This is a genomic window from Winogradskyella alexanderae (genome assembly GCF_020166335.1).
GTDB classification, from domain to species: domain Bacteria; phylum Bacteroidota; class Bacteroidia; order Flavobacteriales; family Flavobacteriaceae; genus Winogradskyella; species Winogradskyella alexanderae.
In genome coordinates, this window is sequence record NZ_JAIUJR010000002.1 from 1 (window position 1) to 18782 (window position 18782).

Consider the following 18782-nt stretch of genomic DNA (forward strand, 5'->3'; position numbering starts at 1 on the left):
GTGGATACTACTGCGCCAACGTTTACTGTTCCTGGTGACCTGACCGTGGAATGTGACGTGGACGTAACGGATCTGTCCATTACCGGTGACGTAACCGACGAAGCGGACAACTGTTCGACTGGACTGGATGCCGTCTACACCGACAGCATTGCTGATGGCGCTTGCGATAACGAATCAATAATCACGCGTACATGGTCTTTGACCGATGCCTGTGACAACAACACGACACTTGTTCAGACCATTACCGTGGTGGATACTACTGCGCCGACTTTTACATCTGATTTGCCAAATGATATTGAAGTAGAATGTGACGCAGTTCCTGATGCAGAAGAATTATTGGCAACAGATAACTGTGGCAATGTAGAAGTAACTTTTGAAGAAATAATTGATAATGGTGCTTGTGTTGGTGATTACATAATCACTAGAACTTGGACTGCTACTGATGCATGTGATAATTCGACTGTACATACGCAAATTATCACAGTACAAGATACTACACCACCAGCATTAGTAACACCTTTTGATGAGAACGTTACAGTTGCATGTGATGATATTCCTGAGGTTCCAGAATTAGTGTTTGAAGACGCCTGCTCAACAGACATTCAAGTAACTTTTGAGGAGGTCTCAACTCAAGCAAACGACTTTGAAGATTATGAAATTATAAGAACCTGGACTGTTGTAGATGATTGTGGAAATGAAGCAATTTTCACTCAAAATGTTATTGTAGAGATAAGTAATGTTATTAATGCATTTGACAGTACGCGTTGTATTCTAGATGCAGAGTTTGACTTATTTGACTTACTATCTGGTGATTTTGATATGAATGGTACATGGAGTGTGGTCTCTGGTAATGCTTCATTGAACGGCAGTTTCTTTGATCCATCATCTGTGGAAGTAGGTATGTATACATTTATGTATTCAATTACTGAAGGACCTTGTCCAAAAGAAGTTGAAGTAAATCTTACAATTGATGACGATTGTGTTGTTTTGGCATGTGGTAAGGACAATGTTGTTATATCGAAAACAGTTACGGCCAATGGCGACAACTATAATGAGTTCTTTACAATAACAGGTGTAGAAGAATGTGGATTTGTAATAGAATTGCAAATTTTCAATAGATGGGGAGCGAAAATATTTGAATCAAATAATTATCAAAATGATTGGAATGGATTCTCTCATAATTCTGCGGTAGGAAGTTCTGGAAAAGTCCCAACAGGAACTTACTACTACGTTATTAATTTAAGAAATAGTGGATTGGAACCTTTTGCTGGTCCTATCTATGTAGCAACAGATAAATAAACTTAACCGATGAAACTGAATAGATTTTTAAGTATTGTAGTTTTCTTACTGGGTATCTCTGCCTCATTTGGACAGCAATTGCCACAGTTTACACAATACATGTTTAATACCATCTCCATAAATCCGGCATATGCAGGAAGTAGGGAAACTTTTAGTGCAGTTGGTTTGCACAGAAGTCAATGGGTTGGTCTAGAAGGTGGTCCTGAAACACAAACCCTCTCCTTTCATTCTCCTTTGCGTAATGAACAGGTTGGATTAGGTCTATCTTTTATTAACGATAAATTAGGGTATGAAAATTTTTCATATATATATGGTGATTTTTCATATACAATTCCGACCGGTGTGAATTCAAAATTAGCATTTGGTATCAAGGGTGGTTTTACTCATTATAGTTTGGATGAAGAACTCTTAAATGATCCATCTGTTGTAAATGATCCATTTTTTAATGATGTTTCAAACCGTTGGAGTCCAAATGTTGGCGCAGGTATTTACTGGCACTCACAAATGTGGTATTTGGGCCTTTCTGCACCAAGGATACTTAATACTGATTATAATAATGGTGGAAGTGGAAATATTGACTATGTCGCCTTGGAGCGTGTTAGTTACTATTTTACTGGTGGTGTTGTCCTTAATTTGAGCGAAACTACTAAGTTAAAACCTTCTGTTTTGTTAAAAGCTACAAATGGTGCACCCTTATCCTTTGATATTTCAGCGAACTTTTTGTTTAATGAAACCTTCTGGATAGGTGGAGGATACAGGATTAATCAATCTGCTGCTGCCATTGGCGGAATCGCAGATTTCCAAGTGTCAAAACAATTAAGGATTGGATATGCCTATGAATACCCAATTTCTGATATTAGACCATATACGAGTGGTACCCACGAAGTACTTCTTATGTTTGAAGTCTTTAAAAGTAAACGAATTAAATCACCAAGATACTTCTAAAAGAATCGCATTATGAAAACACGAATATCAATTCTCATTCTTACGTTAAGTTGTTCGTTATCTTTTGCGCAAAAGAAGTTGGCCGACAAGTTTTTTGAGAATTTTAATTACTATAAAGCTATTGAACTTTATGAAAAAGCAGTTGAAAAAGGTGATAACAGTGCCCATATTTTAACTCGACTAGGTGATGCTTACTACAATAATTCAGAGTCCGATAAAGCCGCTTATTGGTATGGTGAAGCGTTGAAAGAACATAAGCAAATTGAACCAGAGTACATATTTAAATATATACAATCCCTTCGAAGCATTGGTAATTACGATGAGGCAGATAAATGGTTTAAAGAACTTAGTCTTATTCAACAAGGTGACAGCAGATTAAAAGGTTATAACCCAGATGAAGTAGACCTTTACAATATGCTAACAACAAAGTACGAAGTTGTTGTAAATGTTGAAAATGTACCATTTAATTCTGAAAATTCAGATTTTGGTGCTTATATAAAAGATAATGTTTTATACTTTGCCTCAGCAAGAAGCGATAATGGTGAAGTATACAGCTGGAATAAGGAACCTTTTTTAGATTTGTATCAAATTTCTGTTTCAGATACGGCTAATGCTACAACATATGGGTCCGTTTCAAAAATATCTTCAGATAATATTAATACTGATTTTCATGAGGCTTCAGTCGCTATTACCAATGATGGTAAAACCATGTATTTTACCAGAGACAACGTTACCAAAAGGAATAAATTAGCTTATGATAAAAAAGGTACTGTTCATCTTAAAATTTATAAGGCTACACGTATCGATAATGAGTGGACGGATGTAGAAGAACTTCCGTTTAACGATAAAATTTATTCTACAGGACACCCAACTTTAAGCCCAGACAATAAAACACTATATTTTGTTTCTGATCGCGAAGGCGGTCTGGGCCAAACTGACATTTACGCGGTGAGCATTAATGAGGACGGGACCTACGGTGAGCCTGAAAATCTGGGAGAAATGGTTAATACTGAAGGTCGCGAAATGTTTCCTTTTGTTGCTAAAGACAATACGCTTTATTTTTCGTCAGATGGCTATTTAAACCTTGGATTATTGGATATTTTTAAATCTAATAAACTCAAAGGTGAACGCAAAGAACCAGAAAACTTAGGTGCGCCCTATAATAGTGGCTATGACGATTTTGCATTCTTTATAGATTCGGAAACCGAAAAAGGCTATTTCTCGTCAAATAGGCCAGATGGAAAAGGAGGTGACGATATTTATAGTTTCAACATCACGGAGTGTGAACAAATAATTACTGGTACCATAAAAGATCTTGACTCAGGGACATTATTAACTGGAGTAAACATCAGACTAATAGATGAAACGGGCAAGGTCATTGAAGAGCTCAACACAGAAAATAAAAGTGATTATGAGTTTACTGTAGATTGTGATCAAACTTACACTGTGGTTGCAACTAAACTTGATTACAAAGAAGACAAACAAACTATAACTGCGGATAACACAAATGACAAAGTGAATCAGGCCGACTTAAATCTTGTTCCTTTAATTATTGATAATCAAATTGTAATCAACCCAATATTCTTCGATTTTGACAAATGGAATATAAGAACAGACGCACAATATGAATTAGAGAATATTGTAGATGTTTTAAGAAAGCACCCGGATATGGTTATAAAAATTGAATCTCACACCGATAGTCGCGGTGGTGATAGATACAACATGAAGCTATCCGATAGACGGGCAAAAGCTACACGTGACTATATAATCTCTAGAGGAATAAGTAAAGACCGTATTGAAAGCGCTATTGGGTATGGTGAAACACAACTGCTTAATAAGTGTGCAAATAGAATTGAATGTACAGAAGAAGAACACCAGTTGAACAGAAGGTCTTACTTCTATATTGTAAAAGAATAAGCTTTAGTGTTATAAATAAAAAAAGAGGAGGCAATTAATTAATTGCCTCCTCTTTTTTTTTACCCTATCCCACAATACTTTTTTTCGCATCATAGGACCACTTTTATGAATTTAAGCATATAATTGTAGATATTGTCTAATTCAAATCAATTCCATTTAAAATAAAGCGTATAATTACCTATAACAGGTTCTAATAATCTTGGATATTTTGAATATTCAACAGATAAAGGTCAACACTTATAATTATTGGTTAAAAAAAAGCCACATTTCTGTGGCTTAATCTTGCTATTAATCAACTTTTTGAGCGGTTTAACGCTTTATAAAGATATTAGTGAAGTACCATTTACCTTCACTGTTCTGTTCTGCAGAAATATCAAAATCGGTAAAATTACCTTCTATATTTTCTCTATGGCTAGGACTGTTTAACCAAGCACCAACAACAGATTCTGCATTACTAAATCCGTAAGCTACATTTTCAGAAACTACAGCTGCCGATGCGTTTGACTGTAAACTTTGTTTTCTTTGAAAGAAATTATCATGAGAGACATTATCTACTTCAATCATGTAATCCGTATGCGTAAAAGCAACTGCTTTTACAGTTCTATGATCGTTTAATGGGTTAAGTCCTTCTAAAATTCTATGTTGATTTATTAACTCCATTATTTCAATTTCAATTTGTTTCGCTTCTGGCGCAACAGGGACCTCAATGGAGTTTATGCTATCTTCTGCTACAGTTTCAGTAGAGCAAGACGTAAAGCCTAAAAATGTCACTAAAGCCAAGAAAGGCAGTATTTTAGATGCTTTCATAAGTAGGTTATTTTAGTTTGGGATTACTAAAGTAAAAGCCTACTTATGTTGTTTACGTTAAACAAATGTTAAAATCGATAAAAAACATGCATTTTGTCGATATTTATTGCAAATAATCGATGAAATGCACTTTAAATTCAAAATTTTAAGTATTTCACCTGATTAAATTTGCTTTTAGTCGATAATATGTCGAAGGATTATGGGCATAAACGGTCTATCTTCCAGTTGAAATCCTCTTGTAGCTTATATCTAATTCTGTCATGTAGTCTATTAGGTCTTCCTTGCCAAAACTCAAGTTCTGTGGGTCTTACAATATACCCTCCCCAATTTTTCGGCCTTTCAATCTCCTTACCCTCATAATTGGCTTCGAGTTGTTTTAGTTTATCTTCTAATACTTGCCTGTTCTCAACTGGTTCGCTTTGATTTGAAACAATAGCCCCAAGCTGACTACCTCTCGGTCTAGATTCAAAATAGCCGTCACTTAAATTTTCGGCTATCTTTTCTGCCTGACCCTTAATTATAATTTGACGTTCTGCTGCATGCCAAAAAAATGACAAACACACATTAGGATTTACTTCTATGGCTTTTCCTTTCTCACTCTTATAGTTGGTGTAAAAAATAAAACCCTCATAGGTATATTTTTTAAGCAGCACTACCCTACTTTTTGGATAGCCGTCCAAACCAATGGTAGAAATTGTCATAGCATTTGTTTCATCTACATTAAAATGTGTATCTACCTCGATAAACCAGTCTCTAAATAATTCTAAGGGATTTTCGGGGACATTTTCTAATAGAAGTTCTCCCTTTTCGTATGTTTTTCTGTAATCACTTAAATCTTTCTCCATAGTTATGCGAAGATACTTCAATTTTGTATTATTCTAAAAAAGCTAAGAAAACTCAAATGACCTGCCATCTTGTGCGAGGAGTACATTGTCAAATACTTGTTTTGCCTCTTTTTTAAAGAGGTCATAACCATTATATCGCGTTGAATAATGCCCTAAAATGAGCGTTTTCACATCCGCTTTTCTTGCAATTGTTGCTGCCTGTTCGGCTGTACTATGCTTTGTTAGGTCACATAAATCTTCGTTCACATTTAAAAACGTGGACTCATGGTAAAGTACATCTGTGTTCTTAATTATTGGAACAATTGATTCGTCATAAGCAGTATCACTGCAATAGGCATAACTTTTAGGAGGATTAGGATCTAGAGTAACGGCATTATTTTTTATTAATTTACCATTCTCGCTAAAGACATCAGCGCCTTGCTTTAGTTTTCTAAAATATGCCTTATCAATATTGGCTTTTTGAACTGCATTTATATCCAATTTTCTTTCGCCTATTTTTTCTTTAAACAGAAATCCATTTGTATATATGCGGTGTTTAAGAGGTATAGTATGTACTTCGACCTTGTCATCTTCAAAAATCAATTGGGATTCTTTTGACTGAAGTTCGTGAAAGATTAATGGATAATTAGTCCATGAATCTGATAACTTAAGCTGTAAGGTTATAACTTCCTTAATGCCTTTAGGCCCATAGATATGAAGTTCATTTTCACGTGACAGCAGTCTAAATGTACTTACTAAACCCACTAGTCCGAAGTAATGATCGCCATGCAAGTGTGAAATGAAAATATGTTTTATTCTAGAAAATTTTATTTTATGCCGACGTAATTCTACCTGAGTACCTTCACCACAATCTATAAGAAACATATGGTTTTTTAGTTCTAATACCTGTGATGTAGGATTGGTATTAGTTCTTGGAGTGGCACTATGGCAGCCTAAAATGGTAAGTCTCATGAATTAAAAACCTAAATCGCGCTCAATATCTTCCATCTCAATGATATCGTAGGCCTCATGTAAAGTTGGTACTACAACAATCTCGTCTGGCATTTCATCTAAATCTGCTCTATCGGAAACTACAACGAAAGATTTTTTATCACCTCTATGTTTATTACTAACACGAAGAAACTCAACGATATCCTCTAATGTGGTTTTACCAATACTAGTAAGATTTACAATTATGTGGTCGTTCTTGAACTTATAATAAGCCTGTTCTATATTACTAACAAGTGTTTTTACTGAACCTTTTTCTTGAGTGATTATGGTAATATTGCCGTCTCTGCTTATTATCATAGGACTACTGCTATATTTTTGATGCTAAAAGATAAATTACGGCCATTCTTATGGCTACACCATTTTCAACTTGATCTAAGATAATCGCCTGCTTAGAATCCGCGACATCACTTGTAATTTCTACACCTCTATTTATTGGGCCTGGATGCATAATAACAATATCTTTTGCTAGATTGTTTAGAAGCTCTTTGTTTATTCCATACTGTTGGGTGTACTCTCTTGTAGATGGAAAATAACTTATATCCATGCGTTCATTCTGTACACGCAACATATTTGCAACATCACACCACTCTAGAGCATGCTTTAGATTGGTTTCAACTGTTACACCCAACTCTTTAATATACTTTGGTATGAGTGTTCTTGGACCACATACCATTACATTTGCGCCTTGTAGTTGAAGGGCGTAGATATTTGACAGTGCTACCCTACTATGCAAAATATCGCCAACAATTACAACGTTCTTACCCTTCACTTTACCAAGCTTTTCCCTTATTGAATAAGTATCCAAAAGTGCTTGAGTTGGATGCTCGTGTGCTCCATCACCAGCATTGATTATACTTGCATTTACATGTTTGGCTAAAAATACACCAGCTCCTGGGTTAGGATGACGCATTACAACCATGTCTACTTTCATTGATAAAATATTGTTAACAGTATCTACCAACGTTTCTCCCTTCTTGACAGAAGATTGTGAAGCCGAAAAATTTATTACATCTGCAGAAAGTCTTTTTTCCGCCAGCTCAAAAGAGAGCTTAGTTCGCGTTGAGTTTTCAAAAAATAAATTGGCTATTGTTATGTCTCTCAGTGAAGGTACTTTTTTGATAGGTCGATTAATAACTTCTTTAAACTGATCTGCAGTTTCAAATATTAATTCGATATCCTGTTTATTGAGATATTTTATACCTAATAAGTGTTTTACACTTAACTCACTCATAATGTTCTATTTCTATTTACAGTATTATTTATCAATTAAATACACTGCATCTTCACCTTGGTTTTCTATCCAATTCACGATTACCCTTTGATTATCTATAGCATCAACCTGCCTTCCTTTATAATTTGGCTGAATTGGTAAATGCCTACTAAATCTTCTATCTATTAATGTTAGTAATTCGATATTATCCGGTCTACCAAAAGACTGAATAGCAGTTAATGCAGAACGAATACTTCTGCCTGTATAAAGCACATCATCAATAAATACAACATTCTTATTTTCTACAATAAAATCTATTTCCGTAGTATTTGCTGCCAAAGGTTTGTCACCCCTTCTAAAATCATCCCTAAAAAAAGTAATATCTAAATGACCCAGCTTAATATTCTTTATGCCATAATCCTCCATAAGCATTTTTGCCAAACGGTCGGCAAGATACTTACCTCTTGGTTGTATTCCAATTAAAACTGTTTCGGAAAAATCATCGTGGTTTTCAATGAGTTGGCAAGCCAGTCGGTGCAGAATTATACTGACTTCTTTTGCGTTTAGTAAAACTTTTTGACTCATTTAGTTTCCAAACATTTGTATGGCAAAGTTAAGTTAAATAATTTGAGTATCAAATTAAACAATCTTCATTAATCTCCACTAAATTATGAGACATTGATAATTCTTAAAATAAAATTATTTTAATGACAAATATCACATTTTAAGTAGGTTAGTAATTACTATATTTGGCGCTTTGTAACCAAAAAGTAATCTACATGAACACTAAATATAATACATGGTATCACCCTTATAAAGTTGATAAAAAATACTCTAACAAAGTAGCGTATTTCAGCATGGAATTTGGTATCCATCAAGGTCTAAAGATTTATTCTGGAGGACTGGGTTTTTTAGCAGGATCTCATATGAGATCTGCCTTTGAATTAAAGCAGAATGTTATCGGAATTGGTATGCTTTGGAAATATGGCTACTATGACCAAGCGCGAAACAAGGATAAAACGCTAAGAACAGATTTTATCGAAAAAACATATAATTTTTTAGAGGATACTGGAATTGAAGTCACTGTAAAAATACATAACAATCCAAATGTAAAAGTCAGAGCTTTTGTTCTAAAACCAGAAATATTTGGTAGTGTGCCAATCTATTTACTTAGTACAGATATAGAAGGCAATGACCACTTATCACGCACTATTACAGACAAATTATACGATGCAAATGAAAATACAAGAATTGCACAAAGTATTGTATTAGGAATAGGTGGCGCAAAAGTTGTTGAAGCTCTAGGAGGTGCAGACAAATATCATCTTAATGAAGGACATGCCTTACCTGCATTTTACTACTTAAAAAGTAAAGGTGTTAAGAAGAATAATTTCGTTTTTACAACGCATACACCAGAAAAAGCGGGTAATGAAGAGCGAGATGCAAATTATTTAAACAACTTTGGTTTTTTTGGGCGTAAACTATCAAACGAAGAGCTTTCTCAAGAAATCGTAAACGGCAACAAACTAAATTACACAGTTGCAGCTCTACGTATGGCAAAAAAGGCAAATGCGGTTTCAAAGTTACATGCCAAGGTGTCTAAAGACATGTGGAAAGGTTTCGATAGAACCTGTAAAATAGTACCCATAACTAATGCACAAAATCAAAATTTTTGGCAAGATAAGAAGCTCAAAAAAGCATGGGAAGATAAAAAGGAACGCACTTTTGTAAATAGAAAAAAGGCGTTAAAATCAGAACTGTTTAAAGATGTTTTGGACCAAACACAAAAACTGTTTGACCCAGAGGTTTTGACAATTGTTTGGGCCAGACGATTTGCAGGGTATAAGCGTGCAGATTTATTATTACATGACATTGAACGATTTGAACGGCTTATAAATAACAAAAAGTATCCAGTACAGATAATTTGGTCGGGAAAACCTTATCCGCGTGACTTTTCAGGAATTGATATTTTTAACAAACTCGTTCACTATTCTAAGTACAGACCAAATTTAGCTGTACTTATAGGTTATGAAATGAGATTGTCGAGAAAATTAAAAGAAGGATCTGATGTTTGGTTAAATACACCGCGCATTACACGCGAAGCGTCTGGAACCAGTGGTATGTCTGCAGCAATGAATGGTTCTGTTAATGTGTCAATAAACGACGGATGGATACCTGAGTTTCAACGGAATAACAAAAACAGTTTTATACTACCCGAGCAAGACTATAAAATGCCAGTTTGGGAACAGGATAAACTCGATGCTGAAAACTTGTATGATATTCTCGAAAACAAGGTTCTGCCTACTTATTATGACAAACCGCATAAATGGCAAGAAATTGTTTTTAATGGGATTAGTGATGTTTTACCTGAATTTTCAAGCCATAGGATGGCCGATCAATATTATAAAGAACTATTCAATTGATAATAAAACTCATATTGTATAACAATAAAAAAGGCCTTTCATAGTGAAAGGCCTTTTTTATTTATAGAAAGTAATATTATTTCTTTCCGTCCATTTTATCTTTAAGCGCTTGTAATGCATCATTGGCGTCACCTAATGTTGGCTTAGCTTCTGCCGCTTGAGCCTCTGCTCTTTTTACAGCTTTCTTAACGATTTTTGCTTCTTCTTCTCTGAAAACAGCTGTATGAGAAGCAACTACTCTTTTGAATTCTTTGTTAAATTCAATAATCTTAAATTCTGCTTCCTCACCTTTTTTGAGTTTAGAACCATCTTCTTTCTCTAAATGACGAGACGGAATAAATGCAACAATATCATCGTTAAATTTAACTGTTGCTCCTTTGTCAACAATTTCAGTCACTGGGGCAGTGTGAGACGTTCCTAACGCGAATTCTGTTTCGTACTTATCCCAAGGATTTTCTGTAGTTTGCTTATGTCCAATTGACAACTTACGACCTTCAACGTCTAACTCTAATACTACAACTTCTAGTTTATCACCAACATTGCAGAATTCTGATGGGTGCTTAATCTTCTTAGTCCAAGAAAGATCTGATATATAGATTAAACCATCAATCCCTTCTTCTAATTCAACAAACACACCGAAGTTAGTAAAGTTACGCACAATACCAGTATGCTTAGAACCTACAGGATACTTGGCTGTTATATCAGTCCATGGATCTGGTGTCAATTGCTTAATGCCAAGAGACATTTTACGATCTTCTCGATCTAATGTTAAAATTACAGCTTCTATCTCATCACCTACCTCAACGAAATCCTGTGCAGAACGTAAATGCGTAGACCATGACATTTCACTAACATGTACCAAGCCTTCTACACCATCAGCAACTTCAACAAAAGCACCGTAATCAGCAATAACAACTACTTTACCTTTTACTTTGTCACCAACTTTAACCGTTTCGCCTAATGCTTCCCATGGATGCTTAGACAATTGCTTAAGACCTAACTGAATTCTAGATTTATCTTCATCAAAATCTAAAATAACTACGTTAAGTTTTTGGTCTAATTCTACAATCTCATTTGGATGATTGATGCGAGACCATGATAAATCAGTAATATGGATTAAACCATCTACACCGCCTAAATCAATAAAGACACCATAAGAAGTAATGTTTTTAACAACACCTTCTAATACTTGTCCCTTTTCTAATTGACCAATGATCTCTTTCTTTTGTTCCTCAATGTCTGCCTCGATAAGTGCTTTGTGAGAAACAACGATGTTCTTGAATTCATGGTTGATCTTAACAACCTTAAATTCCATAGTTTTATTTACATACTGATCGTAATCTCTAATTGGTTTTACATCAATTTGAGAACCTGGCAAGAATGCTTCGATGCCAAATACATCTACAATCATACCTCCTTTTGTTCTACATTTTACAAAACCATTTACGATTTCACCTGTTTCATGCGCTTTGTTTACTCTATCCCATGCTTTTATTACACGAGCTTTTCTGTGAGATAATACTAATTGACCTGTTGCGTCTTCACGAACATCAATTAATACTTCAACCTTATCACCAACCTTTAAATCCGGATTGTAACGGAACTCATTAAGTGAAATTACACCTTCAGATTTTGCATTGATGTCTATGATTGCATCTCTATCAGTAATGTGAATTACTTCTCCTTCTACAACTTCATCATCTAAAGTGTCTACGAAGTTTTCTGATACTAACTTTTCAAATTCTTCTAGTTTTTTGTCCGCAACTTGCTCAATACCTTCTTCGTAATTGTGCCAATCGAACTCTTTTAAGAATTTTTCTGGATTTGCTTGAGCTTCAGAGACTACCGGAGCTTCAACTGTAGTAGCTTCAGTTGCTTCAACTTCAGCTTTTTTTGTTTTCTTTTCAGCCATTGCGCTGATTTAAATTTGTATTCTACATCTTTTGAAAGCGTGGCGGAAAAGTTGCAGAAGTGATTTTAATTAATTTTAATTCCTTTTTTCTTTCCAAAGACCGCCAAAAAGGTCTGCAAAAGTACAATAAAATCAGACTATTGCAAAACCAGGTGCCATTTTTTTAACCGAATATCTATTAAACAACAAAGCTTTGATAGCAGCTGCGATATCTGCTTTCAAAGCCTTATTTACGATTTTGATATTACTAATCGTTAGCTCTTATAATTAGTTTTGGATCAATTACGTAGTATCCAATAACATTTCCGTCATCTAGTATGGCCACTTCAATTTCATATTTATACTCTAAATCTTCAGTATTGTCTTGACCTATTACTTCTAAATTTAAGAAACTTGATAAGCTTCTGTCATCATCATCCGGAAACTCTACCGAGTTACTTGAGCCAGGATCTGCCACTGATTTATCGAAAAGCGAACCATACAAATTTAACGTATCTACAGGAATATCGAAGACTCCTGGATTACCAGGATTCTCTTCAAAAAAGGCTAATCTAGAATATAGAATGCCTTGGTTTAAACCAACGCCTACCGTTGGTTGATCGAGTACTAACTCTTGACCAAATTGTAATTCTACAGTAAAATCTGAAGAAGAAATACCATTTTCTTGACCAAAATCAACCAAATCTGTAATGTCAGATCCAGGAGGTCTATTTAATATTTCATCAAATTCTACCCTGATATCTGGTCTAATGGTAGATTGAACCGGTGGTTCTTGTTGACCATCATCATTTCCAAAATCACATGAAACAATGATTAGCGATAATAGCAACAAAAAATAAATGATTTTTTTCATAGTTGTTATTTTTCTTATCGTAAATATAAATCAAAATAGGTAACTCCGAAAAGCGAAATTTATTGGATTTGGTGACTAAATAAAAATAATTGTGTCCTAATTAATAGTATATCAAATTGGTGCAATCTATCTTATTATTTGGTGTTAAAATTTGATATCTTTACATAACTATTAACAATTAAAATCATATAACTATGGTAAAGGCAAAATACCAAGAGGTACTGGACTTAGGACAAGAGTTAAATATTCAAAACGGTAAAGTTGAAGAGTCAAACGGGAAATTAAAAGTTTGGGGTACAGCAGCTACTCAATACGAGAAAAACCTTCTTTGGGATAAAATCAAGGAAATAGGAGGCGAAAATCCAAGCGATATAATGGCAGACATTAAAGTTGCTGATGAAACTGTTTATGCTAGACACACAGTTGCTTCAGGAGAAACATTAGGTAAAATCGCTAAGCATTATTATGGTGATGCCATGAAATACAAAGAAATATTCAAGGCAAATTCTGATATTTTAAAGAATCCTGATTTAATTTATCCTGATCAAGAACTGATTATACCAAACCTATAGTATAAAAATTGAAAGAACAACCAGGACCTTGCTTTATTAAGCAGGGTCTTTTTTTATTAATCTATCAATCATAGCCAGAATGGAATTTACTTGCTCATTAATTGTTAGGTTAGAATTATCAATTACAACCGCATCTTCTGTCTTTCGCAACGGAGAGTCTTCTCTTGTCGAATCTATTTTATCTCGAGAAGTGACATTTTCGAGAACTTCATCATAACTTAAATTTTGTCCACGTTCTAGTAACTCCTCATATCTTCTTTTAGCTCTCGTCTCCGCGCTAGCTGTCATAAATAGTTTTAATTCAGCATTCGGAAAAACTACTGTCCCAATATCCCTGCCATCCATTACAATACCTTTATCTCTGCCCATTAACTGCTGTTGTTGTACCAATTTCCGCCTTACTTCAGAAATTGTTGCAACAGGACTAACAAATTGCGATACCTCCAAAGTTCTAATTTCAGATTCGATATTTTTCCCATTTAGATAAACTTCCGCATAACCTAACTTATCATTATACTTAAAGGAAATATTGATATCGTCTAATTTATTTATTAGTGCTTTTTCTTTTAGTTTCTTATTTACAATTAAACCATTTTGAAGCGCGTAATAAGTTACAGCCCTGTACATTGCGCCTGTGTCTACATAGATGTAGTTAAGTATCTGAGCCAATTTTTTGGCTATGGTACTTTTTCCAGTTGACGAAAAACCATCTATTGCAATAATTATTTTTCTGCTCATTATTGTAAGTCTATTTGCAATCCAAAAAAACTAGTGTTCGACGCACTCGTGTATCTTGCATGGGTGTAACTAAACCTTATTTTGTTTAATCTTAAACCAACACCGACTGAAATACCCGAAAAATTTCTTTGATCAACAATTCTCAATTCTTCTGACCGTCTAAAGTTATAACCTAATCTTAAACTAAAACTACCTTGCGGAAATAATTCTGCTCCTAAAATCAAATGTCTTAAAGCATTATTGAAAAAACTAACCTTTTCTTGGGTTTGATTACCATCTAAATCTGTCGTGGCCCTAGCGGGATTCTCAACACCTATTGGCCATTGTTGTAAGTTTTCTAGGGTTAGGTGCCAACGTAATGGTACATTTTCTAATGTTTGGGACATACCAAAATTCACCTCAAATGGAAGTGGCTCATTTTGACCAGCATATGTAGTAAACTGCGTGCCAAAATTTCGTACTGTGAGCGCGGCATGAAAATCCAAATCTTCATTAATATACATTATTCCTATATCTAATGCACCACCAACGGAATTGTATTGCTCTAATAAAGATGTTATTATTTTAAGATTCGCACCAATATAAAAATCACTGTAAGGAATATTGTAATTATAACCTAAGGATATTGCTGCCTCATTACCGCTAAAAGTACCAGTAGAAACACCATTAACATCATAACCATCAAAAGTGCCATAATTTATATAGGTTATTCCAAAATGAAAGGTTTGTACGCGCCTGTCCCAAGTGTATGCATAGGCAGCAGTACCATAGCTTATGCCTCCAAGATAACTTGAATAGTTAACTGCTAATTGGTTATGCATCTCACCATTAATTGAGGCTGGATTATATAATGCTTCAGTAACATCATAATCAAAGTTCGTAATAATCTTACCTCCTAATGCAGCCTGTCTTGGAGAAGAGACCAAATTTAAAAACTGATATGTAGATTCACCACCCAATTGCCCAAATAATGGTAATGCAAATAGCATTAAAAAAAAGCTGGTAATCCCTTTGTTCATAGATTTTGCAAAATAACTAAATCTATCTTAAAACGAGAGTATGTAATTTTTATTTTTTAGGTCTAGTTTATTCTACTTTAGGGTGAGCTTTTGCCCTATTTTAATGATGTCATTCTTTAGGCCATTTAAGTGTTTTAGCCGAGAAACAGTTGTTCCGGTTTTCTCTGCAATACTGTAAAGCGTGTCACCCTCCTTGACTACCCAAATCCGAATTGAATTCAGGTTATTTGACAAATCAAAATTCCTAATTTTAAGCTTTTGCCCTATCTTAATTGTATTGGAGATTAAACCATTCTCATTCTTTAAATCTGCTACCTTAAGAGCATAACGTTTGGAAATACTAAAAAGAGTTTCATCTTTTTTTACAATATGATAATCTGAATTGAAATTGTGAACCCTTTTCTCTTTTGTTTTTGAATTTTCTGAACTAGCTTGATTAAAGTTGTTTATCCTTAATTTTTCACCTAAATCCACTAATGTTGTCTCTAAATCATTTGCTTTTTTCAATTGATTTATTGAAATACCGTACATCTCTGAAATATCCAATAACGTTTCACCTTTTTTTACAATATGAAAATCAGATTTGCTATTTAAACTGTCAGAAATCTTAATAAGTTGTTTTCTTAATGAATCTGGTTTTTTTGAAGTAGTCTTCTTTACTAATTTAATTTCGCCGGTAGCTAAATTTAATTTCGCGGGTTTTCCATCTAAAACCACATCCTTATATTCGGCCTTCTGAGCATATGATAACGATAAGCTGAATAAGATTGTTATAGTTATTAAAAGAGGTTTAAAGCTTTTTGGCATTCTTCACTTTTTGATCTGTAATAGCAATATCTATAACTTCACTCATTTCCTTTACATAGTGAAAGGTCAATCCTTTCAGATACTCCGGCTTAATTTCGTCAATATCGCGTTTATTATCCTCGCAAAGTAATATTTCTTTTATTCTTGCACGCTTTGCTGCTAATATTTTTTCTTTAATTCCTCCCACGGGTAGCACTTTACCACGCAAGGTTATCTCTCCTGTCATGGCTAAACTCTCTTTTACCTTATGTTGGGTAAATAAAGAAACTAAAGATGTTAACATAGAAACACCTGCGCTTGGTCCATCTTTAGGTGTAGCGCCTTCTGGTACGTGTATATGTACATTGTATTTGTCAAATACTTGAGGATCAATATTGAGCTTGTCTGCGTTTGCTTTAATGTACTCCATTGCAATTGTTGCAGACTCCTTCATTACCTTACCTAAATTTCCAGTTATGGTAAGACTCCCTTTACCTTTAGATAAAATCGATTCAATAAATAAAATATCACCGCCTACTCGTGTCCATGCTAGGCCTGTTACTACACCTGCAACGTTGTTGTTTTCATATTTATCCCGTTCTAAACGTGGGCTTCCTAAAACTTCAATTATGTTGTCGTTGTTCACCTTTACATTGTAAGATTCTTCCATTGCAATATTTTTTGCCGCATAACGCACCATTTTTGCAATTTGCTTTTCAAGCCCTCTAACGCCAGATTCTCTTGTATAGCCTTCAACTATTTTTTCAAGTTGTGGCTTCCCAATTTTTAACGCTTTAGAATCCAAACCGTGTTCTTTAAGTTGCTTTGGCAATAAATGACGTTTGGCGATTTCAACTTTTTCTTCAATGGTATAACCTGTAACATTAATAATTTCCATTCGGTCTAACAATGCAGGCTGAATTGTATTTAAACTATTAGAAGTTGCAATAAACATTACCTTAGACAAATCATAGCCCATCTCCAAGAAGTTATCATAGAACTCACTATTTTGCTCAGGATCTAAAACCTCTAGCATTGCAGAAGATGGATCACCCTGGTGTCCTGATGAGAGTTTATCAATCTCATCTAATACAAAAACAGGATTGGAAGTCCCAGCTTTTTTCAAACTTTGCATTATTCTACCAGGCATTGCTCCAATATATGTTTTTCTGTGGCCTCTAATCTCTGCCTCGTCGCGTAATCCACCAAGTGAAATTCTTACATACTCTCGTCCTAATGCCTCAGCAATTGATTTACCTAACGAGGTCTTACCCACACCAGGAGGTCCGTATAAACATAGAATAGGAGACTTCATATCGTTACGAAGTTTTAAAACTGCCAAATATTCTATAATTCGTTTTTTGACATCATCCAGTCCAAAATGATCGCGATCCAGGATTTGCTTTGCACGTTTTAAATCAAATTGATCTTCACTAAACTCGTTCCAAGGCAAATCAAGGAAAAGATCTAAATAATTTCTTTGTATCGAATATTCGGCTACCTGTGGATTCATGCGTTGCATCTTCGCCAATTCCTTGTCAAAATGAGTTTTAACCTTAGTATCCCATTTTTTTTCTTTGGCTCTAGTCTTCATTTCCTCAATTTCTTGACCAGAAGTTGTTGCGCCACCTAGTTCTTCTTGAATGGTTTTGAGTTGCTGGTGCAAAAAGTATTCACGTTGCTGTTGGTTCATATCACTCTGAACCTTACTCTGAATATCATTCTTAAGTTCTAGCTTTTGATATTCAATGTTCATATACCGCAACGTCTCAAGTGCACGTTCCTTTAAATCATTAATCTTTAATAAATTTTGCTTCTCCTCAACTTTTAAATTCATATTTGAGGATACAAAATTTACTAGGAAAGAACTACTTTCAATATTTTTAATGGCAAAAGTTGCTTCGGTTGGTATATTGGGACTTTCCTTAATTATTTCTAACGAAAGGTCTTTAATGGAATCAATTATAGCAGCAAATTCTTCATTACCTTTTACAGGTTTTGTTTCCGGTAAATCTGAAATTGTTGCAGACAAGTAAGGTTTTTCCGCTATTATTTCGTTGATCTCAAAACGCTTTTTACCCTGAATGATAACAGTGGTATTACCATCTGGCATTTTCAAAACCTTGAGTATTCTAGCAACGGTTCCTGTCTTGTAAATGTCTTTTGCAGCAGGATTTTCAACAGCTTCATCCTTTTGTGCAACAACACCAATTACTTTTCCAGATTTGTTTGCATCATTAATTAGTTTAATGGAAGTATCTCTTCCTGCCGTTATAGGTATAACCACACCGGGGAATAATACTGTATTCCGTAATGGTAAAATTGGTAATGATTGCGGGAGGGTTTCGTTATTTATTAATTCTTCATCCTCTGGCGTCATTAAAGGAATCAACTCCGAATTCTCATCAAAATCTTGAAATGACAAACTGTCAAGACTTAAAAAATTTGATTTTTTCATACTATTTA

The 18782-nt window shown here is 34.6% G+C and carries 17 protein-coding genes; 5 read left to right on the top strand and 12 right to left on the bottom strand.

What is annotated here, in order from left to right; genetic code table 11:
- The 3 genes from LBU54_RS03410 to LBU54_RS03420 form a co-directional block, all read left to right on the top strand.
- Positions 1 to 1299: gliding motility-associated C-terminal domain-containing protein (locus LBU54_RS03410; RefSeq protein ID WP_224525911.1), on the top strand; the 1299-nt coding region annotated here is incomplete at its 5' end.
- 9 nt (positions 1300 to 1308) lie between these two features.
- Entirely contained in the window at positions 1309 to 2244 is a 936-nt protein-coding gene (locus LBU54_RS03415; RefSeq protein ID WP_224525914.1) for a PorP/SprF family type IX secretion system membrane protein, read from the top strand.
- A 12-nt stretch (positions 2245 to 2256) separates the two neighbouring features.
- Positions 2257 to 4161 (top strand): OmpA family protein, encoded by a 1905-nt coding sequence (locus LBU54_RS03420; protein ID WP_224525915.1) that lies wholly within the window; start codon positions 2257 to 2259, stop codon positions 4159 to 4161.
- Between the two features lie 309 nt (positions 4162 to 4470).
- Here LBU54_RS03420 and LBU54_RS03425 read toward each other — a convergent pair whose 3' ends face one another.
- The 6 genes from LBU54_RS03425 to pyrR form a co-directional block, all read right to left on the bottom strand.
- Positions 4471 to 4968: a CAP domain-containing protein gene (locus LBU54_RS03425; RefSeq protein WP_224525928.1), complete on the bottom strand. Its 498-nt coding sequence runs from the start codon at positions 4966 to 4968 to the stop codon at positions 4471 to 4473.
- A gap of 197 nt (positions 4969 to 5165) precedes the next feature.
- Positions 5166 to 5813: a pyridoxamine 5'-phosphate oxidase gene (pdxH, locus tag LBU54_RS03430; protein WP_224525930.1), complete on the bottom strand. Its 648-nt coding sequence runs from the start codon at positions 5811 to 5813 to the stop codon at positions 5166 to 5168.
- 42 nt (positions 5814 to 5855) lie between these two features.
- Positions 5856 to 6764 (bottom strand): ribonuclease Z, encoded by a 909-nt coding sequence (locus tag LBU54_RS03435; RefSeq protein WP_224525932.1) that lies wholly within the window; start codon positions 6762 to 6764, stop codon positions 5856 to 5858.
- 3 nt (positions 6765 to 6767) lie between these two features.
- Positions 6768 to 7100 carry a ribonuclease Z gene (locus LBU54_RS03440; RefSeq protein WP_224525941.1) on the bottom strand — a complete coding sequence of 111 codons (333 nt, stop codon included), beginning with the start codon at positions 7098 to 7100 and terminating at the stop codon, positions 6768 to 6770.
- A gap of 10 nt (positions 7101 to 7110) precedes the next feature.
- On the bottom strand, positions 7111 to 8034 hold the full coding sequence (locus tag LBU54_RS03445) for an aspartate carbamoyltransferase catalytic subunit (RefSeq protein WP_224525944.1): 924 nt from the start codon (positions 8032 to 8034) through the stop codon (positions 7111 to 7113).
- 24 nt (positions 8035 to 8058) lie between these two features.
- Positions 8059 to 8598 carry a bifunctional pyr operon transcriptional regulator/uracil phosphoribosyltransferase PyrR gene (gene pyrR / locus LBU54_RS03450; protein ID WP_224525946.1) on the bottom strand — a complete coding sequence of 180 codons (540 nt, stop codon included), beginning with the start codon at positions 8596 to 8598 and terminating at the stop codon, positions 8059 to 8061.
- A 194-nt stretch (positions 8599 to 8792) separates the two neighbouring features.
- On the opposite strand from pyrR, the gene glgP reads away from it, so the two are divergent.
- The gene (gene glgP, locus LBU54_RS03455; RefSeq protein WP_224525949.1) at positions 8793 to 10436 is read left to right on the top strand and encodes an alpha-glucan family phosphorylase; all 1644 of its coding nucleotides are present in this window, start codon (positions 8793 to 8795) and stop codon (positions 10434 to 10436) included.
- A 76-nt stretch (positions 10437 to 10512) separates the two neighbouring features.
- Here glgP and rpsA read toward each other — a convergent pair whose 3' ends face one another.
- Positions 10513 to 12348, bottom strand: a complete 1836-nt coding sequence (gene rpsA, locus LBU54_RS03460; RefSeq protein WP_224525952.1) for a 30S ribosomal protein S1 — start codon at positions 12346 to 12348, stop codon at positions 10513 to 10515.
- Positions 12349 to 12595: 247 nt separating this feature from the next.
- Positions 12596 to 13201, bottom strand: a complete 606-nt coding sequence (locus tag LBU54_RS03465) for a hypothetical protein (protein ID WP_224525954.1) — start codon at positions 13199 to 13201, stop codon at positions 12596 to 12598.
- Between the two features lie 194 nt (positions 13202 to 13395).
- On the opposite strand from LBU54_RS03465, the gene LBU54_RS03470 reads away from it, so the two are divergent.
- On the top strand, positions 13396 to 13773 hold the full coding sequence (locus LBU54_RS03470) for a LysM peptidoglycan-binding domain-containing protein (RefSeq protein ID WP_224525956.1): 378 nt from the start codon (positions 13396 to 13398) through the stop codon (positions 13771 to 13773).
- 36 nt (positions 13774 to 13809) lie between these two features.
- Here the strand turns inward: LBU54_RS03470 and cmk are convergent, their stop codons facing one another.
- The 4 genes from cmk to lon form a co-directional block, all read right to left on the bottom strand.
- Entirely contained in the window at positions 13810 to 14511 is a 702-nt protein-coding gene (gene cmk, locus LBU54_RS03475) for a (d)CMP kinase (RefSeq protein WP_224525971.1), read from the bottom strand.
- The gene (gene porQ / locus LBU54_RS03480) at positions 14511 to 15530 is read right to left on the bottom strand and encodes a type IX secretion system protein PorQ (protein WP_224525974.1); all 1020 of its coding nucleotides are present in this window, start codon (positions 15528 to 15530) and stop codon (positions 14511 to 14513) included. Before porQ ends, cmk begins: the two co-directional genes overlap by 1 nt.
- A gap of 72 nt (positions 15531 to 15602) precedes the next feature.
- A complete protein-coding gene (locus LBU54_RS03485) occupies positions 15603 to 16337 on the bottom strand; it encodes a LysM peptidoglycan-binding domain-containing protein (RefSeq protein ID WP_224525977.1) in 735 nt (244 codons plus the stop codon).
- Positions 16321 to 18774 carry an endopeptidase La gene (gene lon / locus LBU54_RS03490; protein WP_224525980.1) on the bottom strand — a complete coding sequence of 818 codons (2454 nt, stop codon included), beginning with the start codon at positions 18772 to 18774 and terminating at the stop codon, positions 16321 to 16323. Before lon ends, LBU54_RS03485 begins: the two co-directional genes overlap by 17 nt.
- Positions 18775 to 18782 lie beyond the last annotated feature (8 nt).

Bases quoted from the DNA above. Each gene is read 5' to 3' on its own strand.
- lon (WP_224525980.1), bottom strand. From the start codon at position 18,774: ATGAAAAAATCAAATTTTTTAAGTCTTGACAGTTTGTCATTTCAAGAT.
- porQ (WP_224525974.1), bottom strand. From the start codon at position 15,530: ATGAACAAAGGGATTACCAGCTTTTTTTTAATGCTATTTGCATTACCA.
- cmk (WP_224525971.1), bottom strand. From the start codon at position 14,511: ATGAGCAGAAAAATAATTATTGCAATAGATGGTTTTTCGTCAACTGGA.
- rpsA (WP_224525952.1), bottom strand. From the start codon at position 12,348: ATGGCTGAAAAGAAAACAAAAAAAGCTGAAGTTGAAGCAACTGAAGCT.
- LBU54_RS03425 (WP_224525928.1), bottom strand. From the start codon at position 4,968: ATGAAAGCATCTAAAATACTGCCTTTCTTGGCTTTAGTGACATTTTTA.
- LBU54_RS03465 (WP_224525954.1), bottom strand. From the start codon at position 13,201: ATGAAAAAAATCATTTATTTTTTGTTGCTATTATCGCTAATCATTGTT.
- LBU54_RS03420 (WP_224525915.1), top strand. From the start codon at position 2,257: ATGAAAACACGAATATCAATTCTCATTCTTACGTTAAGTTGTTCGTTA.
- LBU54_RS03470 (WP_224525956.1), top strand. From the start codon at position 13,396: ATGGTAAAGGCAAAATACCAAGAGGTACTGGACTTAGGACAAGAGTTA.
- pyrR (WP_224525946.1), bottom strand. From the start codon at position 8,598: ATGAGTCAAAAAGTTTTACTAAACGCAAAAGAAGTCAGTATAATTCTG.
- LBU54_RS03485 (WP_224525977.1), bottom strand. From the start codon at position 16,337: ATGCCAAAAAGCTTTAAACCTCTTTTAATAACTATAACAATCTTATTC.
- LBU54_RS03445 (WP_224525944.1), bottom strand. From the start codon at position 8,034: ATGAGTGAGTTAAGTGTAAAACACTTATTAGGTATAAAATATCTCAAT.
- glgP (WP_224525949.1), top strand. From the start codon at position 8,793: ATGAACACTAAATATAATACATGGTATCACCCTTATAAAGTTGATAAA.
- pdxH (WP_224525930.1), bottom strand. From the start codon at position 5,813: ATGGAGAAAGATTTAAGTGATTACAGAAAAACATACGAAAAGGGAGAA.
- LBU54_RS03415 (WP_224525914.1), top strand. From the start codon at position 1,309: ATGAAACTGAATAGATTTTTAAGTATTGTAGTTTTCTTACTGGGTATC.
- LBU54_RS03440 (WP_224525941.1), bottom strand. From the start codon at position 7,100: ATGATAATAAGCAGAGACGGCAATATTACCATAATCACTCAAGAAAAA.
- LBU54_RS03435 (WP_224525932.1), bottom strand. From the start codon at position 6,764: ATGAGACTTACCATTTTAGGCTGCCATAGTGCCACTCCAAGAACTAAT.